This window comes from Streptococcus sp. A22 (genome assembly GCF_043674215.1).
Taxonomy (GTDB): domain Bacteria; phylum Bacillota; class Bacilli; order Lactobacillales; family Streptococcaceae; genus Streptococcus; species Streptococcus suis_V.
Genome location: NZ_JBIMJQ010000015.1, coordinates 22,961 through 49,264 on the forward strand (window position 1 = coordinate 22,961; position 26,304 = coordinate 49,264).

Annotated in this window: 24 protein-coding genes and 1 pseudogene; 3 read left to right on the forward strand and 22 right to left on the reverse strand. The window is 42.5% G+C overall.

Features of this window, described 5'->3' with window-relative positions; genetic code table 11:
- Positions 1-170: 170 nt before the first annotated feature.
- From tnpA to uvrC, 10 genes and pseudogenes are all read right to left on the reverse strand, one after another.
- Positions 171-663: pseudogene (tnpA, locus tag ACHBHN_RS07195) on the reverse strand (IS200/IS605 family transposase).
- Positions 664-859: 196 nt separating this feature from the next.
- Positions 860-1,660, reverse strand: coding sequence for an ABC transporter ATP-binding protein (locus tag ACHBHN_RS07200; protein WP_105137511.1), 801 nt, complete (start codon positions 1,658-1,660; stop codon positions 860-862).
- Between the two features lie 9 nt (positions 1,661-1,669).
- The gene (locus ACHBHN_RS07205; RefSeq protein WP_105137512.1) at positions 1,670-2,563 is read right to left on the reverse strand and encodes an ABC transporter permease; all 894 of its coding nucleotides are present in this window, start codon (positions 2,561-2,563) and stop codon (positions 1,670-1,672) included.
- A gap of 238 nt (positions 2,564-2,801) precedes the next feature.
- Positions 2,802-3,776, reverse strand: a complete 975-nt coding sequence (locus tag ACHBHN_RS07210; RefSeq protein WP_394733855.1) for an ABC transporter substrate binding protein — start codon at positions 3,774-3,776, stop codon at positions 2,802-2,804.
- A gap of 25 nt (positions 3,777-3,801) precedes the next feature.
- Positions 3,802-4,761 (reverse strand): ABC transporter substrate-binding protein, encoded by a 960-nt coding sequence (locus ACHBHN_RS07215; protein ID WP_394733856.1) that lies wholly within the window; start codon positions 4,759-4,761, stop codon positions 3,802-3,804.
- A gap of 438 nt (positions 4,762-5,199) precedes the next feature.
- Entirely contained in the window at positions 5,200-5,349 is a 150-nt protein-coding gene (locus ACHBHN_RS07220) for a hypothetical protein (protein WP_161497988.1), read from the reverse strand.
- 177 nt (positions 5,350-5,526) lie between these two features.
- On the reverse strand, positions 5,527-5,691 hold the full coding sequence (locus tag ACHBHN_RS07225) for a hypothetical protein (protein WP_105101249.1): 165 nt from the start codon (positions 5,689-5,691) through the stop codon (positions 5,527-5,529).
- A gap of 142 nt (positions 5,692-5,833) precedes the next feature.
- Positions 5,834-7,147, reverse strand: a complete 1,314-nt coding sequence (gene obgE / locus ACHBHN_RS07230; protein WP_394733857.1) for a GTPase ObgE — start codon at positions 7,145-7,147, stop codon at positions 5,834-5,836.
- A gap of 44 nt (positions 7,148-7,191) precedes the next feature.
- Positions 7,192-7,320 carry a DUF4044 domain-containing protein gene (locus tag ACHBHN_RS07235; RefSeq protein WP_105137515.1) on the reverse strand — a complete coding sequence of 43 codons (129 nt, stop codon included), beginning with the start codon at positions 7,318-7,320 and terminating at the stop codon, positions 7,192-7,194.
- A 55-nt stretch (positions 7,321-7,375) separates the two neighbouring features.
- On the reverse strand, positions 7,376-9,154 hold the full coding sequence (uvrC, locus tag ACHBHN_RS07240; protein WP_174852788.1) for an excinuclease ABC subunit UvrC: 1,779 nt from the start codon (positions 9,152-9,154) through the stop codon (positions 7,376-7,378).
- A gap of 143 nt (positions 9,155-9,297) precedes the next feature.
- Here uvrC and ACHBHN_RS07245 point away from each other — a divergent pair, with 143 nt between their 5' ends.
- Both ACHBHN_RS07245 and ACHBHN_RS07250 read left to right on the forward strand, forming a co-directional pair.
- The gene (locus ACHBHN_RS07245; protein WP_174852789.1) at positions 9,298-10,041 is read left to right on the forward strand and encodes an ABC transporter ATP-binding protein; all 744 of its coding nucleotides are present in this window, start codon (positions 9,298-9,300) and stop codon (positions 10,039-10,041) included.
- Positions 10,038-11,642, forward strand: a complete 1,605-nt coding sequence (locus ACHBHN_RS07250) for a permease (protein ID WP_394733858.1) — start codon at positions 10,038-10,040, stop codon at positions 11,640-11,642. The genes ACHBHN_RS07245 and ACHBHN_RS07250 overlap by 4 nt, the downstream gene beginning before the upstream one ends.
- 48 nt (positions 11,643-11,690) lie before the next feature.
- Here ACHBHN_RS07250 and ACHBHN_RS07255 read toward each other — a convergent pair whose 3' ends face one another.
- From ACHBHN_RS07255 to ACHBHN_RS07290, 8 genes are all read right to left on the reverse strand, one after another.
- A complete protein-coding gene (locus tag ACHBHN_RS07255) occupies positions 11,691-12,479 on the reverse strand; it encodes an enoyl-CoA hydratase/isomerase family protein (protein ID WP_105110832.1) in 789 nt (262 codons plus the stop codon).
- Between the two features lie 161 nt (positions 12,480-12,640).
- Complete coding sequence (locus ACHBHN_RS07260) at positions 12,641-13,846, reverse strand: acyl-CoA dehydrogenase family protein (RefSeq protein WP_105161304.1); 1,206 nt, start codon at positions 13,844-13,846, stop codon at positions 12,641-12,643.
- Positions 13,847-13,860: 14 nt separating this feature from the next.
- Positions 13,861-14,646, reverse strand: a complete 786-nt coding sequence (locus ACHBHN_RS07265) for an enoyl-CoA hydratase/isomerase family protein (protein WP_105110830.1) — start codon at positions 14,644-14,646, stop codon at positions 13,861-13,863.
- A 13-nt stretch (positions 14,647-14,659) separates the two neighbouring features.
- Positions 14,660-15,886: a CaiB/BaiF CoA transferase family protein gene (locus tag ACHBHN_RS07270; RefSeq protein WP_394733859.1), complete on the reverse strand. Its 1,227-nt coding sequence runs from the start codon at positions 15,884-15,886 to the stop codon at positions 14,660-14,662.
- 102 nt (positions 15,887-15,988) lie between these two features.
- The gene (locus ACHBHN_RS07275; RefSeq protein ID WP_394733860.1) at positions 15,989-17,296 is read right to left on the reverse strand and encodes a hypothetical protein; all 1,308 of its coding nucleotides are present in this window, start codon (positions 17,294-17,296) and stop codon (positions 15,989-15,991) included.
- Between the two features lie 21 nt (positions 17,297-17,317).
- Positions 17,318-18,493, reverse strand: coding sequence for a thiolase family protein (locus ACHBHN_RS07280; RefSeq protein ID WP_105161301.1), 1,176 nt, complete (start codon positions 18,491-18,493; stop codon positions 17,318-17,320).
- Positions 18,494-18,532: 39 nt separating this feature from the next.
- A complete protein-coding gene (locus ACHBHN_RS07285) occupies positions 18,533-19,393 on the reverse strand; it encodes a 3-hydroxyacyl-CoA dehydrogenase family protein (RefSeq protein WP_202850082.1) in 861 nt (286 codons plus the stop codon).
- A 79-nt stretch (positions 19,394-19,472) separates the two neighbouring features.
- Positions 19,473-20,630, reverse strand: a complete 1,158-nt coding sequence (locus tag ACHBHN_RS07290) for a GntP family permease (protein WP_105161300.1) — start codon at positions 20,628-20,630, stop codon at positions 19,473-19,475.
- A gap of 383 nt (positions 20,631-21,013) precedes the next feature.
- On the opposite strand from ACHBHN_RS07290, the gene ACHBHN_RS07295 reads away from it, so the two are divergent.
- Entirely contained in the window at positions 21,014-21,952 is a 939-nt protein-coding gene (locus ACHBHN_RS07295) for a LysR family transcriptional regulator (protein ID WP_105161299.1), read from the forward strand.
- A 59-nt stretch (positions 21,953-22,011) separates the two neighbouring features.
- On the opposite strand, the gene ACHBHN_RS07300 is transcribed toward ACHBHN_RS07295, so the two are convergent.
- From ACHBHN_RS07300 to ACHBHN_RS07315, 4 genes are all read right to left on the reverse strand, one after another.
- Entirely contained in the window at positions 22,012-22,461 is a 450-nt protein-coding gene (locus ACHBHN_RS07300) for a VOC family protein (RefSeq protein WP_105137519.1), read from the reverse strand.
- 229 nt (positions 22,462-22,690) lie between these two features.
- Positions 22,691-23,470, reverse strand: coding sequence for an LD-carboxypeptidase LdcB/DacB (gene ldcB / locus ACHBHN_RS07305; protein ID WP_394733861.1), 780 nt, complete (start codon positions 23,468-23,470; stop codon positions 22,691-22,693).
- Between the two features lie 11 nt (positions 23,471-23,481).
- Entirely contained in the window at positions 23,482-25,068 is a 1,587-nt protein-coding gene (locus ACHBHN_RS07310; protein WP_174852792.1) for a hypothetical protein, read from the reverse strand.
- An 18-nt stretch (positions 25,069-25,086) separates the two neighbouring features.
- Positions 25,087-25,989, reverse strand: coding sequence for a DUF6574 domain-containing protein (locus ACHBHN_RS07315; RefSeq protein ID WP_394733862.1), 903 nt, complete (start codon positions 25,987-25,989; stop codon positions 25,087-25,089).
- Positions 25,990-26,304: the final 315 nt, after the last annotated feature.

The window sequence follows — 26,304 nt, forward strand, 5'->3', positions numbered from 1 at the left end:
AATATTTTGATATTTATTCACATTTATAAAAAGTCATAACCACCCGTGAGAACGGGTGGCTTGTACACCGGCTATAAGCTGTTTCTCTCCAGCGACGTCTAAAGACGTTCGCTGAACTTCGTTCAGGTTAGTGCTATAATTACTTGACTAATGCCCGTAACAACGGGCTTTTATCTTGTTCTAAAACTGCCATCTGAAAATGGAGCTTCATACTCTTTGACACTCAAGAATCAAGTGCAATGTCATTGAACAACTAATCTCCCAGATTAGTTGTTTGCTCGCGAATGTATTTCGCAACTGTCTTTTCGTTCAGCCCAACCGTACTAACATAGTAGCCTCTAGCCCAAAACTTACGATTCCCGTACTTATATTTCAAATTAGCGTGTTTATCAAATACCATTAGAGCACTTTTACTTTTCAAATATCCCATAAAATCGGAAATTGCAAGTTTTGGGGGTATCAAGACAAGCATATGAACATGGTCTGGCATCAGATGACCTTCGATAATTTCAACACCTTTATAACTACACAATCGTCGAAATATCTCTCCAAGACTACTTCGATATTGATTGTAGATAATTTTTCGTCTATACTTAGGGGTGAAGACAATGTGGTAGAACATAGCCACTTTGTATGTGATAAACTATGTGCCTTCTGCGCCATATTTTTCTCCTTTCGCTTTACAATAGGCTTGAACACCTTTATTGTATCGCGTTTGGAGTTTTTTGGTATAACCTTCGTCGCGCACCCGCATAGCGGGTGGTTTATTTGTCACGTACCTTACGGAGCGTGACGGACTAAAAGTCATATAATCAGAAAAATGAGGTTGGACTTTATGCCCAACCTCATTTTTCTGTCTTTACAAAATCATTTCGTCGTCAGCAATCTTTTCACCGCTGTTTTTATAGAAGAGGTCCATGAGGTGCTGCACGGTCAGGGTCTTCTTCTCCTCACCTTGGACATCGACAACAATCTGTCCCCGATGGAGCATGACCAGACGATTTCCGTACTGGATGGCATTTTCCATATTGTGGGTAATCATGAGGGCTGTCAATTTTTGACCTTCAACAATTTTCTTGGTCAAGTCCATCACCATATCACTGGTCTTAGGATCGAGGGCCGCCGTATGCTCATCCAAAAGTAGGACTTTGGGCTTAACCAGCGATGCCATCATGAGTGTCAAGGCTTGACGTTGACCACCCGATAGGAATTGCGTGTCGACCTTCATCCGATTTTCAAGTCCAAGACCAAGTTCTTTGAGAGCTTCTTTAAAGATAGCGCGTTCACTTTCTTTGACACCCCAACCCAGGCCACGAGACAATCCACGACGGTAGGCAATGGCCATATTTTCCTCAATGGTCAAACGAGAAGCAGTTCCCATTTTCGGATCTTGGAAAACACGACTAATGTCTTTTGAACGCTTAGCTGCTGGCACATGCTTAATGGACTTGCCTTCCAGCAAAATGTCGCCAGAATCCACCGTCAAAGCACCAGCAAGTGAATTCATGAACGTTGACTTCCCTGCTCCATTACCACCGATAATGGAAATAAAATCACCTTCTTGAACATCAAGAGACAGACCACGCAGAACATGGTTCTCATTGACTGTACCCGCCTCGAAGGTCTTATGAATATTTTCTATTGATAAAATTGTACTCATCTGAACCTCCTATGCAGTTCCGTTTAATTTTGGACGGCGAATATTGAGCTTCTTCTGCAATTCTGGCACATACAGGACAACTGCCAACAAAATCGCTGAGAAGAGTTTGACAAGGTCCGCATCCATGCCCGGAATTTCCAAAATCGCAAGGATAATCAAGCGATAGATAACCGAACCCAGAGCCACAGATGCCAGACGCCATCCCAAACGCAAGTTCCGCAAAACAACTTCTGCGATAATCACCGATGCCAATCCGATAACAATGGTTCCTGTTCCAGAGTTCAAATCCGCATAGCCATTGTTTTGGGTCAAAAGCGCACCACAGAGTGCTATCAGACCATTGGACAACATGTATCCGTAAATCTTCATCTTGTCCACATTGATACCGTTGGCTTCACTCATGGGAATATTGTCCCCTGTCGAACGAATGGCCAGACCAATTTGCGTGTTGAACAAGAGCGTCAACAGCAGAATGACTGCCATAACAAAGACCGCACCAATCAAGAGAACCGCATTTATCTTAGACAAGCCTAAGTCCTGCAATTGCGTCACCAAGGTCACTTGTTTCAAGAGAGCAACGTTGGCTTTGCCGAGGATTTTCAGGTTAATCGAATACAAACCTGTCAAGGTCACGATACCTGTCAACAGGGCTGGAATTTTCATTTTAGTATGCAAGAGTCCAGAAACCAAGCCTGCAATCATACCTGCAAACAAGGCAAGGAAGGTCGATACAAGAGGATTTAGCCCATTGACAATCCCTGTCGCACAAACTGCAGCACCCAGAGGATAGGCACCTTCTGCCGTCAAATCAGCAATATCTAAAATTCTAAACGTCAAGTAAACACCTATCGCCATAATGGACCACAGTAGCCCTTGCGATATACTTGATAAAATTATATCCACAATTTTCTCCTTAAAAGTTTCATGTTAAATAAGCGCTGAGCATCCACTGCTATTCATACAACATCTCAGCGCAGTGGTTGATTGGCTTTCACAGTTTGGGGAACTGTGAAAGGTTGGAGATAAGGATTGCTTAGCAAGCCATAACAACAGGCGATTTGCGCTCCGAACCTGCCCTAATCAACTGTGCGGGGGCATGACAACGGACTAGCGATGCTAGGTCCTGTCATGCTCCCATTTTTTACTCAGAAACGGATAGTTTTGAGGTGTCAATTCCCAGTTTTTGCGCCATTTCTTCATTGACATGAAGATTGACCGCTTCTGGATATTCTACAGGAATCTCGGTAACTTCTTTCTCGCCTTCGATAATCTTAATGGCCATTTTGGCTGTCTGACGTCCAAGCGCCTCATAGTTGGTACCGTATGTCAAAAGACCACCTTGGTCAACCATGTCTGTTGAACCACCGATAACTGGAACCTTGTGCTCAGCTGACAATTCACCAATCATAGACATGGTCGCAGCAACAGTATTGTCCGTTGGCACAAATACAGCATCCACATCCTTCATCAAGCTCGTTGTCGCATCTTGTACTTCGTTGGAGCTGGTAATTCCTTTCAGTACAACCTTGTAGCCAGCCTCCTTGAGCAATTTCTCAGCTTGTTCTACTTGGACTTCCGAATTGCGTTCGCTCGTCGTGTACAGAATGCCGACTGTTTTAGCATCGGGAACTGCTTGGCCCAACAATTCAACCTGTTTATCAATTGGAGCCTGATCAGAAGTACCTGTCAACAAGCCACCCGGCTTTTCAAGGCTTTCCACCAAGTCTGCTGAAATCGGATCCGTCACCGCGGTAAATAAAATCGGTGTTTCAGTCGATACCGTTGCCAAACTTTGCGCTGCCGGTGTTGCAATGGCCAAGACAAGGTCATTACCGTCAATCAATTGCTCTGAAATAGTTTGCAAGTTGGCCTGATCACCCTGAGCATTTTGGTAATCCAAGACCAATTTGTCACCCTCTTTGTAGCCATTATCAGCCAGTTCTGCCACAAATCCTTCGCGTGCCGCCGTCAAAGATTCATGTTCCATGTACTGAAGGACACCAACCTTAACGGCACCTTCTGTCGATTTTTCCTCCGAGCCAGATGAACAAGCTGCCAAAGCCAACAAGCCTGCACCCACCAAGGTTATACTTGTCAATTTTTTTACTAATTTCATTCTCTCTTCCCTACCTTACACGTTTTTACTTTTCTAATGCTTTAATGGTTTCTGGGTCAATCCCTACTGCTACAGCCATTTCTTCGTTGATAGCGATAGCTGCAGTTTGTGGTTTTTGAACAGGCAAATCAGCCGGTTTTTCTCCGTCCAAGATTTTGGCAGCCAATTCACCTGCCTGAACACCGATTGCATGGTAATCCACACCGTAAGTGAAGAGAACCCCTTCCAAGTAAGCAGCATCACTTCCGATAGACGGAACTTTTGCCACCTTGAGCACCTCACCAATAGTTGACGCAGTTGACGCTACAGTATTATCCGTCGGCAGGTAAATGGCATCGACCTTACCAGCTAATGAAGTAATAGCCTGTTGCACATCATTGGTTGTCGTAACAGTTGCGACTTCAACCTTAACCCCCTTGGCCTCCAAAGCTTTCTTAGCTTGCTTAGCCTGTACTTCTGAATTCACTTCGCTTGAATTATAAAAAATACCAACTGTTTTCGCTGACGGTACGACCTTGAGCAACATATCAATCTGCCCTTCTACATCCGTCGCGTCAATCGAACCCGTCATACTTCCACCGGGTGCATCAAGCGACTCAACCAAACCTGCCTCAACAGGATCTGTAACAGCTGTAAAGACGCTCGGAGTCTCACTGTCAGCATTCAACATAGCCTGAGCTGCTGGTGTTGCAATAGCAAAGTTGAGGTCATTCTTCCCAGCCAATTGCTCGACCATGGTCTGCAAGTTAGCTTGGTCACCTTGCGAATTTTGCAGGTCAATGGTCAGGTTTTCACCTTCCTTATAACCCGCTGCAGCAAGTGCCTCCACAAAGCCCTTACGTGCACCGGTCAAAGCCTCATGCTCTGCGTATTGAATAATGCCGACTTTTGTCGTCTGGTCATCTGAACCATTTGCGCTACAAGCAGCAAGAGTCACGGCAGATAAAACTGCCACTGAACTAAGAATCAACTTTTTAAATCTCATGATTTATCTCCTTTTAATAATTATACAATGAAGCAATCAAACCAGAAAAAGACCGCCTAGAATCACTCTAAACGGTCCCCACTATTCAACTGCATTTAGAAAACAAGATGAATGCTGCGTGCCGTTTAGATGTATCATCTATGGGCACAGGTCAAAACAACTACAGCCACATAGATACAAACCTTACGATTTTGTGTTTGCATCCATGTCTACCATGTCTACAAACACTATCTAAAATAGCCGTAGAAATAAGTATGAGCAAGCATAGTCATGCGACCCTTTTTCAGCATAGCTTGTTTCCTTTCACTGTTTATTTTGTAACTATCATACCTGTTTTCAAGACTTTTGTCAATAGAGAACTGCATAATTTTTCATCATTATATCATCTTTTTCCAATAAAATTGATAAAAGCTATGTAAGGTATGATTTTAATATTTCTTATGCAGTTTGCAAACGCAAAACAGCAACTTCTTCCTCAGTCAGAGACAAAAGAGGCGCAACTTCTTCATTTGTCATATTTGTGTCAAATAGACGTTGGATAAATTCTGAACGATTAGTTTCAGAGATTTGATTGAATGTTGATGTCATTGTTTATACCTTAACTTTCCATTGGAATGAACCAATAGTATCACACGACATAGAAAATGTAAAACGAAACTGTGAAAATATCCTATAAGTTTTCTTTATATGTTGGAATATTTTCAAGAAAATTTACAAAAATAGAAGTAAGAAACAACCTGCCAACAGATATTGGCAGGTAATATTTTATGATTCCGTAGTTTCCTTGGCCAATCGCTCGCGTTCCAAACGAAGTTTACGATTGGGGTTGAGTTTATTGAAAAGCTCTTCCAATTTTTCAGCATTCCAAACATCGGCTGCCGAAACAAAATTTCCATCCTTATCTTTGAAGGATATTGGTTTATCACCCATTGCATACCTCCTTGAGGAATAAAATGTAGTCCTGAAACACAAGCTCAGGTTGATGATTGTTGAATAATAGCGGGACAGTCAGTCTTATGGTCGCCTTCCAGTTTCTGGGATACCAGCTGAAACAGTCCACTGGACTTTTTCACTAATCAACAAATTCAAATTCAAATTTGCCGATGCGGACAGTGTCACCGTCCTTGGCACCACGCGTACGGAGGGCTTCATCAACACCCATTCCACGCAACTGACGGGCGAATTTCATGACAGATTCGTCGCGGTCAAAGTTGGTCATGGTAAAGAGTTTTTCTAGCTTATCGCCAGACAAGATCCAGCTGGCATCATCCGCACGGCTGATGTCAAATTCAGGTTCATCTGGATTGAAACCATAGTAAGCTTCTTCCTCTTGGAAATCAGAATCTTCATACAGCAAGAATTCTGGCGTTTTCTCAAGCAATTCTGCTGTCGCCTCCAGCAAGTTTTCCAATCCTTGATGAGCAATACCGGAAATCGGGAAAATCTGTGGCAGTTCGTCAAACTCATCATAGTTAGCGGCCAATTTCTTCTTGAATTCTTTCAAATTCTCTTCCGCATCTGGCATGTCCATCTTATTGGCAACAATAATCTGCGGACGTTCCATGAGACGAAGATTGTAGGTTTCCAATTCATTGTTAATGGCCACATAGTCCTCATAGGGATCACGGCCTTCGCTGGCTGACATGTCCAGAACGTGCAAGATAACACGCGTCCGTTCAATATGACGGAGGAATTGCGTCCCCAGGCCGACACCTTGACTAGCTCCCTCAATCAAGCCTGGCAGATCGGCAACCGCAAAGGATTCGCCTGATTTAGTTCGCACCATTCCCAAATTCGGTACAATGGTTGTAAAATGGTAGGCACCAATTTTTGGCTTGGCAGCTGTAATAACACTGAGGAGAGTGGATTTCCCAACAGATGGGAAACCAACCAGACCAACGTCCGCCAGAACTTTTAGTTCTAATTCCAGATTGCGTTCCTCACCTGGTTCACCATTCTCAGCAATTTCAGGCGCAGGATTTTTCGGCGTGGCAAAGCGGATATTTCCACGGCCACCACGACCACCGTGGGCAATGACGAACTCCTGACCATGCTCCACCAAGTCGGTGATAACCTTGCCAGTCTCCGCATCACGAACGGTTGTTCCCTGTGGCACGCGCACAATCAAATCTTCCGCACCACGACCGTGCATGCCCTTGGTCATACCTTTTTCACCGGCATCCGCCTTGAAAATGCGGTTGTAACGAAAATCCATGAGGGTACGCAAGCCTTCGTCTACCTTGAAAATAACGTGACCGCCATGACCACCGTCACCACCCCACGGACCTCCGTTGGGAACGTATTTTTCACGACGGAAGGCAACCATCCCGTCGCCACCCTTACCTGCCTTGACCTTAATCTTGGCAGTATCTAAAAACATACTCATAATCTACCTAATCTTTCTCTGAAAAAGACGCTAAAAAGCGCCTTTTAGTTCATTAATGCATTGATTGCAGGGAAAATTAAACCAGCGATCGTGGCAACCACCATAATAATAACAATCAATAATGTAAAGCGTTCAAATAAAGTTTTCTTGTGTTTTTCTTCTCCAAAAGCCATTGCTTTCTCCTTCTACAGTCATTATCTTTTATTTTACCATAAAATGGCAGAGCGTTCAATTTTCATTGTTCAACTTCTCCTTGACCTTCTCCGCTACCTTATAAGGCACACCTGCTTCGGCGATTTCTTGTATGTTTGCTGCTTGGATATTGCCAATGGATTTGAAATGTTTCATCAGAGCCTGCTTGCGCTTTGGTCCTAAACCCTCAATACCATCCAATTTTGAAGAGAAAGAATTTTTCGAACGAACCTGACGGTGAAACTCAATGGCAAAGCGGTGTACCTCGTCCTGAATGCGTTGCAGGAGGAAAAATTCTTGCGAGTTACGAGGCAGTTCAACCACTTCAAGCGGATTTCCAAACAGCAATTCGTGGGTCTGGTGCTTGTCATTCTTCTGCAAGCCCGCAATCGGAATGGTCATACCCAACTCACGCTCGATAATCTCCTTGGCCACATTGACCTGTCCCTGGCCACCGTCAATGATAATCAAATCGGGTGGCACCAAGCCTTCTCTGAGGACGCGACTATAACGGCGGCGCAAGACTTCCCGCATAGAGGCATAATCATCCGGCCCCTCAACTGTCTTAATCTTGTACTTGCGGTACTCCTTCTTATTGGGCACCCCATTTTCAAAAACGACCATGGCCGACACGGGACTGGTTCCCATGATATTGGAGTTATCAAAAGCCTCGATACGAACCGGCGTCGGAATCCCCAAGAGCTGGCCAATATTTTCAATAGCACCGTAGGTTTTCTCCAGATTTTTCTCCAAAAGATTAAATTTCTGCTCCAGACTGACACGCGCATTTTTCGTCGCCAAATTCACCAGCTGCTTCTTCTCACCACGCTGGGGCTTGATGACCTTTGTGGCGACCAAAGCTTCGACTGCTTCTTGGTCAATGTCCTGCGGTATCAAAACCTCAGACGGTATTAAATGTTGCTGGTCCCTGTAAAACTGGCCTATATAGGTCAAGAAATCCTCATCCGCATCATTATAGTAAGGAAAGAGATTGACATTCCGCTCAATCAGTTTCCCCTGACGAACGAAGAATACCTGCACACACATCCAGCCCTTGTCCACATAATAACCAAAGACATCACGGTTTTGCAGGTCATGGGCCATGACCCGTTGCTTGGTCCGCAAGGTGGCAATGGATTGGAGGAGATCACGGTATTCCGCAGCCCGCTCGAATTCCAGATTGCCAGCCGCCACCTTCATCTTTTCCTGCAAATCAGTGACAATCTTATCATCATGCCCTGTCAAGAACTGGGCTACTTCCTTGGCCATACTATCATAGTCAGCAATACTGGGCATATTGTCGCCATGCGCCAAACATTGTCCCAAATGATAATAGAGACAGAACTGATTTTCAGGTAATTTACACTTGCGAAATGGATAGAGTCGATCCAACAACTTGAGGGTCTGATTGGCAGCTCCGACATCAGGATAGGGACCAAAATACTGACCTCCGTCCTTCTTAATCTGACGAGTAATCATCAAGCGTGGATGCCGTTCCTTAGTGATTTTGATGAAAGGATAGGACTTATCATCCTTGAGCATGATATTATAGCGAGGCTTGTTTTCTTGTATCAGATTGATTTCCAGCAGGAGCGCCTCAATATTGGAATCGGTCACGATGAACTCGAAGTCAGCAATTTCCGCTACGAGAGCCTCTGTCTTGGTATCATGGGCACCACGAAAATAAGACCGAACCCGATTGCGCAGATTTTTGGCCTTGCCCACATAGATAATCTTTCCGTATCTGTTTTTATGGAGATAGCAACCCGGACTATCCGGCAGCAGCTCCAACTTGTGTTTAATGGTATCGTTCATAGGTCTAGTATAGCAGTTTTGGCCAAAATTTCATAAAGAAAAAATGTGATTTTTTTACATTTTCTCTCTAGAAACTCTTGTTTTTGTCCTAAGACAGTAGTATAATAAGTCTATATATCATTTGAACAATTAAGGAGGAACTTATGATTACATTCGACCACATTACCAAGGCTTACGGTGACAATCTTGCCTTGGATGACTTGAATTTGACCATTGAATCGGGTGAGATTTTTGGGCTGATTGGCCACAACGGTGCCGGAAAAACCACGACCATTAGTCTTCTGACCTCCATTATTGAGGCGACGGAAGGTCATATTTTGGTGGACAATCTCACTCTGGCTGAGCATCGGGATGAGATTAAAAAGCGGATTGCCTACGTTCCAGACTCGCCAGATATCTTCCTCAATCTGACAGCATTTGAATACTGGCACTTCCTCGGCAAGGTCTATGGTGTGCCGAAGGAGGACGTAGACCAGCGCATCGAGACCCTGTCAACTCTTTTCGACATGACCGCCCGCCAGCACGAGCCTATCGATAGTTTCTCCCACGGTATGCGGCAGAAGACCATTATTATCGGCGCTCTGATACCCAATCCAGATATTTGGATTTTGGATGAGCCCTTGACTGGACTGGATCCGCAAGCCTCCTTTGATCTCAAACAGATGATGAAGGAACATGCCAGAGGTGGCAATACGGTTCTCTTTTCAACGCACGTTTTGTCCGTTGCTGAGCAACTGTGTGACCGCATTGGCATTCTGAGAAAGGGTCGTCTGATTTTCGTAGGTAGCCTGGAAGAATTAAAATCCCAGTATCCTGATAAGGACCTGGAAACTATCTACCTGGAATTGGCTGGCCGCCAGCAGGAAAAGGTAGGTGAGGAGGCATGAACAAGTCTGTCATCTGGGAATTGGTGAAAATCAATATCCTCAACTCCAATCCGCAATTGCTGGCCCAGGTCAAGAAAAAGCAAAGCAAGCGCAAGGATGCCTCCTTTTCAGCCTACAAGAGTATCCTCTGGCAACAGGGATTTATGGTAGTGGGCTTTGCCGTCCTCTACACTGTCTTTTTCCTTGGAATTGACTATAGTCGCTCGGTTGGTTTCTTCTCCATGCAGCTGGGAATCTTTACGGTCATGGCTATCCTATATGGATTTACAGGATTTTTCTCCGTCTTCTATGACAGCAAGGACACAAAACTCTATCTGACCCTACCCGTCAAAGCCAGTGAGGTTTTTGTAGCCAAGGTTCTGTCGGCTCAAGGAATGGTTCTGCCCTTTCTCATGCCCAACCTGACTCTACTGGGTGTGACCTATTATCAAATCGGAGGACTGACCCTGCTGCCACTTGCCCTGCTTTCCTTTGCCATCCTCTGGCTCCTGGTCAATGTGGTCAACCTAATCATGGTACATTTTATCGGAACTATTCTGACAAAAAGTCCTCGTAAGACCTTGATTTCAACCATCTTGACAACTGGAGCGTCCCTGATTTCTGTTGGGGCCATGATGTACATCCAAAGCCAACAAGTACGGTCGTTTGATACAGATGGCTTTGTGGAATTTCCGACCATTCCGGTCTTTGTTGGTTTCCACTATCTAGTCAGCAAGACCTTGTCGCTGGCTACGCTCCTACATTTTGCTCTTCCAATCTTGGTCATGCTCGGTCTGATTTATTATGCGACCAAGACAGTTATTCCTAATTATTTCAATCAAATGCTAGTCATTGATAGCATTTCCAGTAATAAGAGCAGGAAAAAATCTGGCAAACTTCCTAGCAATCTCAAGCAGGCCCTGGTTAAACACCACCTGGCTACGCTTAACGACAGCAATCTCCTGGTTCAATCCTTCCTGCAGCCAATTATCATGGGTGTAGCCCTCTTTCCAAGTTTCTCACAATTTATGGATGGTGATTCCTTTAGTCAATTCGGAGTAGATTATTTCGGTATTTTTCTGCTGGCTGGAGCTATTCTGGGCAGTATGTTTGCAGGGGCTACAACCTTTATTGGGGTGGCCATGTCGCTGGAAAAGGAAAATTATCACTTTATCAAGACACTACCTATCAACTTTAAGCAGTTTACTATTCAGAAATTCTGGGTTATCTCGGCAGTCCAATTTCTGCCACCAGCCTTGCTCTATTTAGTCCTGGCAATCGCATTGCTCAAGGTAAACCCAATTTTGGCCCTCGCCTTTACAATTGGTAACCTAGTAACAGCAATTTTAGTTGGACAGATTTTCTATTGGCGGGATCAGCGACTCCTCATGCTTAACTGGCAAAATTCTAATCAGCTCTTCGGTCGCGGCGCTGGCCAGTGGCTGATTGCAGGCTCAATTTTTGCAACCATGATTCTGGGGACCATTCTCTTTGTGATTGCAACAATCCTGACGAACACTATCGGTCCAATCTATGTTAGCTCAGGAATATTCACACTCGTTCTGGTCTTAGCTGCTAGCTTGCAGTATTACCTCTATAAGGTCTACTGGAAGAAATTATGATATAAAAGTAAAGAGTTTGGAAAACAGTTCCAAACTCTTTTTCCTTGTTTAATTGACCCTTGTAAAATCTGGTTTTTCCTTGCGTAAAAAGGCTCCTACTGCTTCAAACAGAGCCTGTTCCTTAGAAGACAAATGGGTCTGCATAGCTTCTAATTCGAGAGCAGCTTCCAAATCAGGATAGAAGAATCGATTGAGCCAATCTTTTTGAATTGAAAGGACTTTAAGAGGCGTATTCAATAGGAAGTTAGCAAAATCTAGTGCTTCTTTATCCAAATGCTCATCATCTACAGATTTAGTGATAATTCCTAAATCCATAGCTTCTTCTGCACGGATAATCTGATTCGTTGTAAAATATTGAAATAGTTTTGATGGTCCTATTTGTTTGCCCAAGAGATAAAATAGCCCATTATCCCCGGGTAAACCGATACCATTAAAGGCTGGAACTAACTTGGTTTTCTTTCCAATGATACGGTAGTCACAAGCCATCGCTAGCCCAAATCCTGCTCCAGCCGCTGAACCTTGTACGACAGCAATAACAGGCTTAGGATTATTACGGATTGCCATAACTAGTCGACCAGGATTCAGAGTGTGATTCAAGTCAAACGGCTCCCGAGTTTCAAGTAGCTTATTAAATTTGTTTATGTCACCTCCACCGGAAAAAATTTTTCCATTTGCGCGTAAGATGATGATTTTCACTCTTTCATCGTCTGCCAAATTATGAAATGTTTGGATTGTCTCTTCAAACATTGTTTTATCAAATGAATTACCGAATCCCGGCCGATTCAGCGAGATTGTCGCAATAGAATCATGAATGTCTAATTCTATAGTTTTATACATATTTTACCTTTCTAACCTAATATTATATAAACAGGAGGCTGGCAGAACCAACCTCCGACTAGTTATTGATTTAGAAAAATGGTAGTTAGTGATGAAGAGGTAGACCAATAACTAGACTTTGTAAATGAAGGAGAAATAATCTTGGTATCCAATTGATAGGATTAGTTGAAGGCAGCTTCGCCTGTCAGTGAACGTCCGACAATCAAAGAGTTCATTTCATGCGTACCTTCATAAGTATAGATTGCTTCAGCATCTGCAAAGAAGCGGGCAATATCGTAATCAGCTACAATACCATTACCACCGCAAGCTGAACGACCAAGTGCAACGGCTTCGCGCAACATTTCAGCATTATTCAATTTACCGATAGAGGTTGCCACTTCATTGTAATCACCTTTTTCTTGCAGGCGAACAATCGATGCACAAAGTGCCATTGCTGTCGTAAGGTTGGATTTCATCTTAGCTAGCTTTTGTTGAGTCAATTGAAATTGAGACAACTTCTTGCCAAATTGCGCGCGACCATTGACATATTTCAAGGTAGCTTCTAGGGCACCCGCAATTGCACCCGTCGCCATGAAGGATACTCCAGCTCTAGTCGTATAAAGAATACGAGCGATATCTTTGAATGAATTGATTTTTTGTAGACGTTCACTCTCTTCCACCACAACATCTGTCAAAGTAATATCGCAGTTTGGTACAATGCGCAAGGCAATTTTATTTTGGATGACAGAAACTTCTACACCTGGTTGATCTCTGCGAACAATAAAGGCTCTTGGCTTACCAGTCTCAACATCACGCGCATAGACTGGAATGACATCTGCCACATTTGCACCACCAATCCAGCGTTTAGCGCCATTGATAATCCACTTGTCTCCCTCGCGACGAGCAGTTGTTTGCAATCCCCAAGCAACATCAGAACCATGGTCAGGCTCTGTGAGGGCAAAACAGGTTCTCAGTTCATGGTTGGCCAATTTCTTAATATATTTTTCTTTTTGGGCATCGTCTCCACCGTAAAGGAATGAGTAGAAACCAAGCCCTGAGTGAACACCGTTTAGCGTTGCAAGGGATGGGTCGAAACGGGCCATCGTATAGGCGAAGAAGAATTGGAAGATGAGACTTGGAGTATCTGCACCCTCGCGGCCTTCATACAATAGTGGACTATATTTGTATTCCAGTGTTCCCATATCTTCGAAAAATCCTTCTGGTACTGTACAATTCGACCAATGGGTATTCAAATCCTTACGGTATTTAGACTCCAAGAGTTCATAAAGGTTTTCCAAAATTGTCAGTTCACCTTCACTCAAATCTTCTGAGATGCGCAATACATCTTCTGGAAATAGTTTTTTTAACCGTTCTTCTTTAGTTGCCATAGTGATTACTCCTTTTATTCTGATTTAAATTCTGCTTTACGTTTTTCAAGAAAGGCATTGATACCTTCAACCTTATCATTGGTATCAAGTAGGACAGAGAAAGCTAAATTTTCAAATAACAAACCTGAATGAATATCCACATCATTTGCGGAGTTGATGACACGTTTAGCCAGCATAACCGCAATTGGTCCCTTAGCCGTTACCCGTTTTGCTACTTTTTCAGCTACAGTCAATAATTCTGCAGGATCAGCTACTTGCATAATCAATCCACTTGCCACACCTTCTTCGGCTGAAAGAATTCGCCCTCCCAAAATAACCTGTTTTGCAATCGATTCATTGGTCAAGCGCACCAATTTTTGTGTACCACCAGCACCTGGTAAAAGTCCCAAGTTAGTTTCTGGCAAACCGAGCAAGGCAGTTGTAGAAGCAATGCGGATATCACAGAACATTGACAATTCTAAACCTCCACCAAAGGCATAGCCATTGATGGCTGCAATGAAGACTAGGCGTGAATTTTGCATTCCCAATAAGAAGTCGCGAGCAAAGGATGAAAGATTTTCCTTCCCTTTTTTAACCAAGAGATTTTTTACATCTGCACCTGCTGCAAAGGCCTTATCCCCTGCCCCTGTCAAGATGACAGCACGAATGTCTTCTTGATGATTGAGATAATCTACAGTTGCTTTTAGCTCTCTCCAAACTTCTGTAGACAAGGCATTCATAGCCTCTGGACGATTGATAGTCACAATAGCTGTATTGCCTTTTTCTTCCAATAGTAAATATTCTAATTGTGGTTTAGACATAGTTCTTACCCTCCTAAAGTGTTACATTTGAATCAATAAAGGCTTTGAATTCTTCGTCAGAATATCCCAAAGCTTTCAGTATTTCTTCTGAATCACGACCAATCCGACCAGTCGGTTGATAAGAATCAAAGGTATCATATTCTGAGAATGATACTGGAAGATTAGGCATAATAGCTGTATTTCCCGATTCAAAGGTAACTTCACGAAGATAATTATTAGCCCAGGCTTGTTCATCTTTAGAAACATCTGCATTGTGTTTCAATACTTCGTAAACAATATCTGCCTCATCAAATAAAGCAGTCCATTCAGCCATTGTCTTGGTTCTAAAGACTTGATAAAGTTTTTCCATCAATTCCTTCAGGGTATCCGGATGAGCTTGCAAGATAGCAATCGTCTCTGTATCTGGATGCTCTGCGTACTCATCTAATCCTAGCAAACGGTAGAAGCCAGGGGCCTGACGTTCATAATTACCGAGGGTAATGATAACCCACTGATCATCTGAAGATTGATAGATATGATTCGTAGGGGAACCTGGGGCCATTTTATGTTTTGGATACTCTGCGCCATACCGCTCTTGTGTGGCCACAACACCTGTAGCATTGTACCAAATACCTGTACCGTACAAGGAAGATGTTAAGAATGTTCCTTTGCCACTAACAGTTCTTCCATACAAAGCACCCATGATTCCCAAGGCGATAACAGATGCGACCGTTGAATCTCCAAAGCCGCCTAAAGGCTTAATAGGAAAGTCGCCTTTTGAGCCCCAGTCAACCATTGCACCCGTTCTTGCCCAGAAGGCTGCCATATCAAAACCTGGTCTGCTTGCTGCTGGCCCTTCATAACCATATCCTGTGAAATGAGCATAAATAATCTTTTTATTGACTGCTTTTACTGTTTCATAAGAAATGTTCATTTTCTCAAGAGATTTCAAACGAACATTCGTAATGAAAACATCTGCTTCTTTAATCAAATCAAATAGAATTTTCAGACCTTCCTTGGTTTTCAAATTCAAAGCCAAGAGTTTTTTGTTTGCGTTTTGAACGGTAAAAAGTGGGTTTTCATCATCAGCTTTTGGTGTTCGGAAACCTGGACCTATGTGACGCCAATCATCTCCTTGCAAACCCTCAATTTTGATAACTTCTGCACCCCAGTCAGCCAGCCATCTGGTTGCCGTAGGAACGGCTATAAATGTTCCTAATTCAACGACTTTTATACCCTCTAAAGGTTTTTTCAAACTCATTATATGTACTCCTTTCAATACATTTTTTTATCCTGTCGAATGTAGAAATATCGACAGACCTGCACAATCACATGTCAAGATTTTTCCAATTGTTATTTAACATCAGACAAATATTCCTAATTTGATAAGAATCATTGCGACGATAATAGAGATAACACCACCCAGAAGCCCTGTCCTAAGGTAGACTACAATCCCTTTGCGATATTCTAATTTTGCTAATTCCATGGCATTATTTACACCTGGCGAATGAGCCGAAATAGATGTAGATGCCGCTATGGCCATAAGACGATGGGAGGTTGCTGCCGTCAGACCAGCTTGCTCAGTAAACATAGTATTTACCTCTGCACCAAAAGAGTTGATAGCACCTGCTCCTGTTGCTGTAATAAAGGATACTAGCGAGATTAGAAGCACACCCTTGGTCATTGGAGAAAAGATATCCAAGCCAGCAGTTACCAAGGCAAATCCAGGAACAACTTTGATAACTGAACCTATAGCTGACGTGGCAGCGACACCAAAAATTGGTGCGTAGGCGGACGATAGAGCTCCTGTAATTGTCTTATCCAAGGCTTTGTAGCGCTTGAAGAAAAGAATGACACAAAGGATACAGCCAGCTGTAATCGAATACAGTACATCAACTTTAAGGAAACCCGCCAAAGCAATCATGACAACAATTGGAAGAATTGACAACGATACAGAAGGTAAATCTTCATCCGCACTGCTATTTCCAAGTCCTGCATAGAAATTAGCACCAGTTTCATCAAATCCTTCACCACGCTTCTCCGCAACTTTTAAATCATAAACGATAAAGAAAGCTTGATAGGCATAGAAAACTAGTGCACAGATTAGGGAAAGTCCCGTACCAGCTGTAATAGGCTGACCTGTAAATTGAGAGGGTGTAATATTGGTCAATTGGAGAGACCCACCGATAAAGAGAGCGCCAATAACAGCCGATCCACCATTGGTATAAAGCCTCCAAGGAATATTAAATTTCTTGAACAGTTCTGCCGATACGTCAATGACCGTATAGACAATGACTAAGCCTGAAACTCCAACATAGGATAGGATGGCATACATAACAGGTACAAACGCAACTGCCCAGAACTTTTGATTCTTCTTCAATTTAGAGATAGCTCTGTAGATGCCCATAGCGATAGACTTTGATGCTCCACCGTCATTGAGCAAACGACCAAAAATGGCACCAGCGGCAAAAATAAGAAAGAAGTTTTGAATAAAGGAAGCAAACCCTGGTGCCCAGGCAGTTTTGAGCAATTCCAACATAGGTAAGCCTGATGTCAGAATAATGATAAAAGCGGAGAGTAGTGCTGATAGTACTAGATTAAATCCTTTCACACATAAGAAAATGAAGAATCCAATCCCAAACAGCATTCCGATAAGACTGATTAGTTCCATAGCACACACACTTTCTAGAAACTAGGTCTCATCTTCGATTAGTTCAATCAGACCAGCAGCGCCCATTCCGCCACCGATACACATGGTAATCAATCCAAGTTTGCCTTTTGTTCGTTTCAATTCTGAAATTGTTTTTGAAATCAAGATAGCACCTGTTGCACCAAGTGGGTGACCAAGGGCGATTGCTCCACCATTAGGATTGACCTTAGCTGGATCAAAGCCCAGAGTATCGATGATTGGAAGGGCTTGAGCTGCGAAGGCTTCGTTCAATTCAATAACATCAATATCGTCTACTTTGACATCCAAGCGATTTAACAAACGTGGTACTGCCTCTATTGGACCAATTCCCATGATATTTGGATCTACCCCTGCAACATTGAAACCAAGGAATTTGGCAACCGGTTTAATGTTTAATTCCTCTGCCCGCTTACGAGACATAAGAACTACAAATCCTGCACCGTCTGAAACTTGCGATGCCTGTCCAGCTGTTACAGTACCATTTTCTTTAAAGACAGGATTCAAAGCACCTAAAGCTTCAATGGTCGAACCATAACGAATACCTTGGTCATCTTTGAATTCAAACTCATTGCCCTCTAGGTCATTTCCAATCACTGGGATAATTTCGTCAACAAACTTACCAGCTTTTTGAGCAGCCTCTGCACGGTGGTGACTTTCAACAGCGAAAGCATCCATTTGTTCACGGGTCACACCATATTTTTCTGCTACATTTTCTGCTGTAATTCCCATTGGCGTATAAAGACCAGGTTCATTATCTGAAATCCATTGATCACGGGTAGCAGGATTTCCTGCCATTGGCAGTTTGGACATGGATTCCACACCACCAGCTACTACTACATCTGCCTCACCGGACCAAATCATATTTGCTGCTGTAGAAACCGATTGTAGACCTGATGAACAGAAACGGTTAATCGTTTGAGCAGATACACTGTACGGTAAACCAGCTCTCAGAGCAATGAGACGAGCGACGTTGTTCCCTTGTTCCGCTTCTGGTTTGGCTGTTCCGACAACAACGTCATAGATTTCTTCCTTTGGAAGATTCGGTACTTTTGCTAACACCCCTTCCAAAACCTTGCCGGCAAAATCAACCGGATGTTGTAGGCGCAAGAACCCCTTCTTTCCCGCTTTAGCAACAGCTGAGCGACCATAGGCAACAATCACTACTTCTTGTTGAGACATGAATATGTTCCTCCATTTTTAAAATATATTTTTTAAATTTTATTTAGTATATTTATAGAAACCTTCGCCTGTTTTACGGCCCCATTTTTTCTCATTGTACATTTTCTCCAACAACTCAATACCTGGACGACGCTCTCCAGTTTCATCTTGCTGACGTTTGGCAGCTAGATAGGCTAGGTCAATACCGGTCAAGTCCATCAGGCGGAATGGGCCCATCGGATAATTGAGACCTTTTTCGACAGCTGTATCAATATCTTGATATGATGCGATGCCTTCATCATAGAGTTCCATGGCTTTACGAGAAACAGCACGGAGTACTGAGTTCGCTAAGAATCCATCATTTTCTTTCATAACAAAGACAGGGTCCTTACCAGTATTGCGGGCAAAATCCATTAATCGTTCAACAGTTTCCATAGAAGTGTGTTCGCCTTTGACTACTTCAACCAATTTCATTACCAAAGCTGGATTAAAGTAATGGAAATTAGCCAACAATTCTGGTTCTCTAACAGCATCTTTGAACAAGGAAGACACCATGAAACTAGAGTTTGTAGCAAGAATAGTACCTGGTTTTACCAATTCAGTCACTTCTTTGAAGAAATCAAACTTAATCTGGCGATCCTCAATAATGGCTTCAATGACTAAATCTACATCCTCTACTGCTAATTTTATATCTGGTTCAAAGAATAAAACCTTATTGACATCATCGATATGCTCTTGGGTTAACTTCCCTTTGGCAATGCGTCCATTAAGATAATCGACTGTCCACTCTTTTGCTTTTTCTAAAGCTTCTTCATTCTTATCATTCAAAAAGACTGTATAGCCATAGAGGGCTGAATTCAGGGCAATTTGACGCCCCATTAAGCCTGAACCGATGACAGCAACACGTTTAATTTCACTCATTTTTATTTTCCTCCTAAAGATTGGAAGGTATTTTCACACCCTTCAAGTTTCTCTGAATGTCTAAATAATTTGGTAAAAGTTACCATATACCCATTTGATAAAGTATTGCACCAACAAAGGCACAAATAATTGGAATCACAACTGATGTTACAAAGGTATTTAGATAAGATTCCTTGTGAGTCAAGCGCATAACAGCTAAGGAATTGATAACAACTCCGTTATGCGGTAAAGAATCTAGGCCACCAGCAGAGACAACTGCTAGGCGATGAATGACCGGAGCCGGAATTCCCTGATCAAGAAAGCGCTGACCAAAGACCTGCAAGCCAACTCCCAATCCACCTGCTGATGATCCGGTAATTGCGGAAGCAATGTTAACTGCAATGACCAACTGGACTACAGGCGGACCAGGAATCTTATCCAGACCGGAAATGATGTACTGAAAGGCCGGTAGAGCCGCCACCACTGTACCAAAACCAACCACTGAACAAGTAGCTCCTACTGCATTCAAAGTGTTTGTGGTCGCTTTTTGAATAGTAGCAAAAATTCCTTTCAAGTGCTTGTAGAACAGCAGGTAAGTCACTGTAATAGTAATGAGTAGACTAATAGGTGGCGAGAATTTCAAGATATTCATAAAAAGGAACAAGACAATCGAAGGCAAGAAACAAAGCCATAATGGAATATTAGGAATATCTGTCTCAGTTTTGATATCTGACTCTGCAATCCTATAACCAGTCTTATAAAATCCTTCTCCCCTTTTTTGAGCCTGCCTCAAACGAAATTCGATATAGCCGACACCCATTATCAAAGCCAAGACGGCAAGAATTAAGCCAAGTATAGGGGCGGCCATCGTCGTAGTCCCCAGATACTCCGTAGGCATAATATTTTGAATCGAGGGTGTTCCAGGTATCATCGACATAGTAATAACTCCAGCAGCTAATCCATTACAAGTGTACATGTGCCAAGGGATATCTAGCTCTTGAAATATTTCCTTAGAAATAGCCACCATTGTAAAGACCAAGACATAGACCGAGATGCCACCATATGATAAGGTCGATGAAATAAAAATCAGGGTCAAAATTGCAACTAGTTGCTCCTTACCTGGAAATTTCCGAGCAAATCCTGCAAATGTATAAGCAATCACTTTTGCTGCTCCAGAATCTCCCATCATCTGACCGAATACTGCTGAGAAGAAGAAAATGAGCCAGTTTCGCTGAGCAAAATTTGCAAAGCCAGTCATATAATTTTCCTGTATCAGCTCGTTTATATTTCCGCCAGATAAAAGAATCATCGGCAACATACTGATAATACTTAGAAAAAGTATTGGAAAGCCCTTATAAGCAAGGTAAATAAGAAGACTTAACGATAGGAGAACCCCTATCAGACTAATAAGTCCAGGATCCATTGATTTCCTCCATGTTCTAAAAAATAAGTTTATACGTTTCTATAATTGTTAGTTTGTGAATTCTTATTTTTTTGGAAGCGCTTCATTTACTTTATAGACAAATTATAATACGATATAGTAACTTTGTGAAATGCCAAAACAGAATGCTTTCCATAACAAAATCATTATGGTAAAATGTTAATATATTTTAAAACAATTACAAAAATGGAGGTATATAAATGTCGAGTATTTCTAAAAAAAGTATCATTGAATCCATCATTTCCTTAGGAAGTATCACTGCTGCTGCCGAATCACTCTATGTAACACAGCCCTATATTTCGAGAATATTAAAAGAAATTGAAGAGGAGTTAGGAGCTAAACTATTTGAACGCCGCTATCGTGAAATGAAATTAACTCAGGCTGGTGAAATTTATTTAGCCTTCTTAGAAAAAGTGGACGTACTTCACAGCGTTATGTTGGATCAATTATCCTCTATTGCCAAAGAAAAAAAGGGACTGTTGCGTATCGGCATCAACCCCATGTTATCTCCTATTTTTCTACCAGCTATTTATCCTATCGTTACAAATACAATGGACAAGGTAGAATTTAAATTCGTTGAAAATACTTCAAAAGTCCTTCTAAATATGCTAAATGAAGGCGATTTAGACCTCCTATTTGGTATCGGAAATGAGGACAGCAACTTTGAAACAATCCACGTTTTTGACTCCAGCATGTGTCTCATCGCTTCCGAATCATCCTCTCTCTTCCAACCAACTAGACAGCGCGAGCTACTAAAAAATTCATTGGATATGAAACAACTTCATAACTTGCCTGTCATATTATTGAATGAACATTATGTTTTTAGAAAAATTATTGATACTGCGTATTTTCAAGAAAATATATCAATCAATTGTATCCATGAAACCTCAAATACGTACACTGCAATTGGCATGGTCAAAAAAGGAATTGGGAATATATTTCTACCAAAGGTTGTAACTATACCTAGTAACTTTAACAAATGCAGCATTTATGAAATTGCTGAGCCATCCTTCACTATTGAATTTGTCTTTTATCGAAACCCAACTATCCAATCACCGTCCTACCTTGATGAGTTTATTGAGCAAGCTGGCAGGACTCTACATGAACATTATACTCAACCAGTTATGGTTAATCGCTAGTTATTGATAATATATAAACCAAAAAAATTCGGAACATTTGCTCCGAACTTTTTGTGTGTTTAGTTTTCTTCTGCGTAGTATTCCGCCCCATAGCCTTCAACTTCTGCGTTGAATTGCCACGTGATGCCGAATTTGTCCGTAACATTTCCGTAGGCTGGTGACCATGGCACTGCCTGCAACTCCATGTTGATGGCTTTAGCATCTACTGACAATTTGTCGTAGAAATCCTTAGCTGTTTCAGCATCATCAGTGATAAGGGCAACGGTGATGTTGTCGCCTACTGAGTAAGGCATTTCTGGGTTGTTATCAGAAAGCATAAAACGTTGACCGTTTGGCAAGCGGAATTGTGCATTCATCACATGATTTTCCAATTCAGCTGGACAATCCGGCAAGAAATCCTTGAACAAATTTACTTGCTCAACTGTTGCACCGAGGGCGTTTTTGTAAAATTCGATGGCTTCCAATCCGTTACCATTGGTTACCAAATATACTTCCATTGCTTTAAACATTATGTTCCTCCAATTATCGTCATATGGTTTATCTTTTATTACTTCGTTAACTCGTCTTGCCTAACTTCAGTTATGCCTGCGACTATTGACGCAGAATACATCTGCTGTATCATTATACCCTTCAACAGTCTCCCAGACTGTTGAAGCAAGTACTAAAAGTATACTAAACGACTTTATAAGATAAACCATCATATCACATCTGATTTGTATGGTCAAGTACTTTTTTCTATTATTGATAACCGCCGCCAGCAACGCCGAAATACTCTTCCAGGGTCAGGCCAGAATTGTAAATGTCAGTCGCTTCTTGGCCAATATAACGCAGGTGCCAGGCTTCAGCCATGTAGCCTGTGATGGCTTCTTTTCCAGGCTGATACCGAACGATAAAGCCATAGTTGTGGGCGTTTTTAGCTACCCAGTTGGCTGCGGTCGGCTCTTCTAAGAGATTGCCAGCGCTGTCCATGAGGTCAAATGCTAAGCCTGTCTGATGCTCACTATAGCCTGGACGGGCTGAATAGGTATCGGCAGCAACCTGACCATCACGATTGACATAGGACTGATAGAGCCCAGCCTGGGTCTCGTAAGAACGGAAACCACTATAGGAATGCGATACAGCGAATCCTTGTGCCTGCATGTCTGCAATAAGGCTCTGGAAGGCTGCCAAAGCTTGCGGGTCCTCACCTGGAGCGTAGGAAGCTGCCAGAGGATGCTTTTTATTGGCAATGACAACTGGTCCGTATTTCCCTTGGACACTGTAATAAGAGCCGTTGTAGTTTGCATCTGTAGCAATGGTCTCCTCGGCCTGTTCAGACGACGAACTAATATCGCTACTGTTTTCTGACCCTTCAGCAGTTTCGCTGGTTTCTGATGACACTTCAGTCTTGGTTTGCGCTGTCTTGCTTGAATGACTGGTGTCATTTGATTTACTTGATTCTACCTTGCTTTCTGATTGGCCGCATGCTGTTAAGAGCAGAGCGGAGAGCAAGAGAAAACTCAAGCTTTTTTTATTCATCATTATTTGCCTCACGTTTCACTTACTCCATAAATCAAGAAGGAATCACCGTTTTGTCTCAGATTAAAGACTTGTTTTTTCGTCAAAGTACTCGATTTACCATTGAGATAAACTTCTCTAAATTGATTATGAACGGTCACGACGTAGTTGTCTCCATCTTTCTTGACATCCGTCACAGTATAATCAATCGTCGTTTGGTAATCGATATTGGCTCTGGCAACACCGCCACCCTCAATATAGTTTACATATATACGATAGACCTCACTTGAAGTATCGAAATATCTGTCAAACTGAACGGTACGGTGGGTAATAGAAGACCGCATTGACTCGATATAGTCATTCATGAAGGTCTGGATTTTTTCCTTGGTTTCCTGCTCCTCTTTGGCCTGAGCTTCCTTGCTTTCCTTAGCTTTTTGAGCGTCCATCAACTTCTTGCTTTCCTCAGAAGACATGGTCAAATCCGCATAAATTTCGCCAACTGCTGGATCGACCAGAACCTTGGTAGATTCCGTTGTAAATGTTGCGCCCTCAAAATTAAAGCTAACCTTCAAATCAAGATGTTGATTGTCTAGAACTTCAACGCTTTCTGACAGTGATTTGGCAATTTCCTTATCACCAGAGAAGACCTTGATGTCCTTGATAGAGCCGTTATCGACCGGCAGGTGTAGGTTGAGCGTTTTCTGAACAGGCGATAGGGTCATGACAATCCTGTTTTCTTCAGCTTGACTGAGATTCGGCTGCAAGCTGGTTTCAAAGTCTCCAGATTTGGTTTTGCCCTTAGCCTTGAATTCTTTATTGGCAAAATGATGTTCACCCAAAGATGTTTCTTTGTTGGCTTCAATCTTTTGGTCATCAATAGATAATTCAGACAGGTCACTGTTGACAAGAATTTCAACCGGATAACTGGTCACTTGGTATTCTGGAAAAAGACCCAATTTACGTCCTTTTTCACGTAATCCGAGCAACTTATTTCCACGTTGGTCGTAAAAAGTATTTTTTCCGCCAGATGCTTCAATGGCATCTAGCTCACTCTTGATATCGACGCCTTCAGAGTTCAAATATTGGATAAAATCCTTAGCCTCTGACTTGGTCCACTTGTCATCATTAGAAGATAGGAGGGTCGCAATCTGGTCGTAATCATTGCTGTCAACTGCTGTTTGGAATTCATCAACAGCGATGTCCATTCCAGTCACAGAATCCATATAGTAGTAGCCCGCGCCGAGTGCAAGTAGGGCCACCGCACCCAAGCCAAAGAGAATCTTCTTTTTCTTGCTCTGTGGCTTGGTTTGATAAGTGGTAAAGACAGGTTGCTCCACAAGGACCTGCTCCACCTCTTGAACAGGCTGGGCTGGCGCTACAGGTACTGCTTCCGCTACTGGCTGTACAGGCTGGGTTGCTTGAACTGCTTCTGCCACAGTCTCTGCACTAGTCTCAGCCACATTTTCTGCAGCTACTTGTTGGTCGCTGTCCAATCCTGCTATGGCCTTGATTTGCTTTAAGTCAAAGTCAACTTCCTTGGCCTTAACAAATTCAGCAGGGGTTGGCTTTCTACCAATAACCTTTTCAAATAAATCGATCCATTTTTCTTTCGTTGCCATATTTCAACTCCTATTTGATTAAAAGAGGCTTGACCAGAACATTTGTCCTACGATAGAGGCTGCAATAATTCCTGATACAAAGATAATCAGACCATTTACCAAAATAGCAATAAAGTAGCGATACAAGGAGTCCAACTGTGATGAATTAGTAAAGTTAGCAAGGGCATAGACGCTGGCTGAACCCACAGCAAAGAGGGCTAAAGAGGTCGCAACACCAACCAGAGAGAAAATTCCCAAAACAGCTGACAAGGCCGCAATTGCATAAAGCAATACGTTTACCGCAAACAAACGACCATAATATTCAAGAGTGTAGGCAAATGTATATTGCTGTTCTTTGTAGATAAAACGTTTCACCACAAATCCTGCCAGGACAATTGAAAAAATAATCAGAGCAATTCCGATAAAGGTCTTAAACAAGATATCCAGTCCAACACTTACTGCAGATGCGGAAGAACCATAAGCATCGTAGCCATTAGCGCCCTCAAACAGACCACCGAGTTCTGAAGTCAGACTATTTGTAAAGCTATTGACACTGTTTGCCGTCTTAACCATTGGGAAATAAATAGTCAGGGCTGCGAAAAAGGCGATGAGCAAGAGAGAGGTCAAACCGTTGTATTTGTGGGTATGGCTGGCAATTGAAGTTGGTTTCTTCCAAGCAGACACAATCCACTCTCTAAACTGCTTGAAGAAGAGACCGAATGCTGATGGTGCAGCTGGCGCTTGTTGTAAGGCCTGCGGATTTACCTGCTGTACCGTTGGCTGTGGCTGTACTTGTTGCGCTTGAGCATTGGTTTGCTGAGCGAAGGCTTGAGCTGGTTCCTGAACTGGTTGCTGGGAAGGAATGTCTACTGGAGCTGAAACAGACTCTACAGTGGACTCTGCATCAACTTTTTCTTCTTGAACAACTTCTTCTGTAGGTATATTTTGATGGCCATCCTCTTAAAATTCTCCAGCGGCAAGAGCAGCTTCAATCTCATGAGCTTCTGACGAACGACCATTGATAGCTTCAAAATATTCAATCCAATCAATCTTTTTCATATTGTTTCTCCTTTTGTTTTGATAGATTGTGCAGAATACACTAGTTTAGTATAGCATATTTATTGCATTTTTAAAACTATTTATACAAGATTGTTACAAGAATTTTAAGATTTGAAAAAATCGAAAGTTCTATAATGAAGTTAGCCACCCCAACCTAGCCAAAAAACAGCTGTTTCAACTGGTTCAGCTGTCTGTTCT

Coding starts and splice junctions, on each gene's coding strand:
- ACHBHN_RS07210 (WP_394733855.1), bottom strand. CDS start 3,776: ATGAAATTAGTAAAAAAATTGACAAGTATAACCTTGGTGGGTGCAGGC.
- ACHBHN_RS07270 (WP_394733859.1), bottom strand. CDS start 15,886: ATGAGTTTGAAAAAACCTTTAGAGGGTATAAAAGTCGTTGAATTAGGA.
- ACHBHN_RS07220 (WP_161497988.1), bottom strand. CDS start 5,349: ATGACATCAACATTCAATCAAATCTCTGAAACTAATCGTTCAGAATTT.
- ldcB (WP_394733861.1), bottom strand. CDS start 23,470: ATGAATAAAAAAAGCTTGAGTTTTCTCTTGCTCTCCGCTCTGCTCTTA.
- obgE (WP_394733857.1), bottom strand. CDS start 7,147: ATGAGTATGTTTTTAGATACTGCCAAGATTAAGGTCAAGGCAGGTAAG.
- ACHBHN_RS07235 (WP_105137515.1), bottom strand. CDS start 7,320: ATGGCTTTTGGAGAAGAAAAACACAAGAAAACTTTATTTGAACGCTTT.
- ACHBHN_RS07265 (WP_105110830.1), bottom strand. CDS start 14,646: ATGTCTAAACCACAATTAGAATATTTACTATTGGAAGAAAAAGGCAAT.
- ACHBHN_RS07290 (WP_105161300.1), bottom strand. CDS start 20,630: ATGACTGGCTTTGCAAATTTTGCTCAGCGAAACTGGCTCATTTTCTTC.
- ACHBHN_RS07250 (WP_394733858.1), top strand. CDS start 10,038: ATGAACAAGTCTGTCATCTGGGAATTGGTGAAAATCAATATCCTCAAC.
- ACHBHN_RS07310 (WP_174852792.1), bottom strand. CDS start 25,068: ATGGCAACGAAAGAAAAATGGATCGATTTATTTGAAAAGGTTATTGGT.
- ACHBHN_RS07245 (WP_174852789.1), top strand. CDS start 9,298: ATGATTACATTCGACCACATTACCAAGGCTTACGGTGACAATCTTGCC.
- ACHBHN_RS07200 (WP_105137511.1), bottom strand. CDS start 1,660: ATGAGTACAATTTTATCAATAGAAAATATTCATAAGACCTTCGAGGCG.
- ACHBHN_RS07280 (WP_105161301.1), bottom strand. CDS start 18,493: ATGTCTCAACAAGAAGTAGTGATTGTTGCCTATGGTCGCTCAGCTGTT.
- ACHBHN_RS07285 (WP_202850082.1), bottom strand. CDS start 19,393: ATGAGTGAAATTAAACGTGTTGCTGTCATCGGTTCAGGCTTAATGGGG.
- ACHBHN_RS07215 (WP_394733856.1), bottom strand. CDS start 4,761: ATGAGATTTAAAAAGTTGATTCTTAGTTCAGTGGCAGTTTTATCTGCC.
- ACHBHN_RS07295 (WP_105161299.1), top strand. CDS start 21,014: ATGTCGAGTATTTCTAAAAAAAGTATCATTGAATCCATCATTTCCTTA.
- ACHBHN_RS07300 (WP_105137519.1), bottom strand. CDS start 22,461: ATGTTTAAAGCAATGGAAGTATATTTGGTAACCAATGGTAACGGATTG.
- ACHBHN_RS07260 (WP_105161304.1), bottom strand. CDS start 13,846: ATGGCAACTAAAGAAGAACGGTTAAAAAAACTATTTCCAGAAGATGTA.
- ACHBHN_RS07275 (WP_394733860.1), bottom strand. CDS start 17,296: ATGGAACTAATCAGTCTTATCGGAATGCTGTTTGGGATTGGATTCTTC.
- uvrC (WP_174852788.1), bottom strand. CDS start 9,154: ATGAACGATACCATTAAACACAAGTTGGAGCTGCTGCCGGATAGTCCG.
- ACHBHN_RS07225 (WP_105101249.1), bottom strand. CDS start 5,691: ATGGGTGATAAACCAATATCCTTCAAAGATAAGGATGGAAATTTTGTT.
- ACHBHN_RS07255 (WP_105110832.1), bottom strand. CDS start 12,479: ATGTATAAAACTATAGAATTAGACATTCATGATTCTATTGCGACAATC.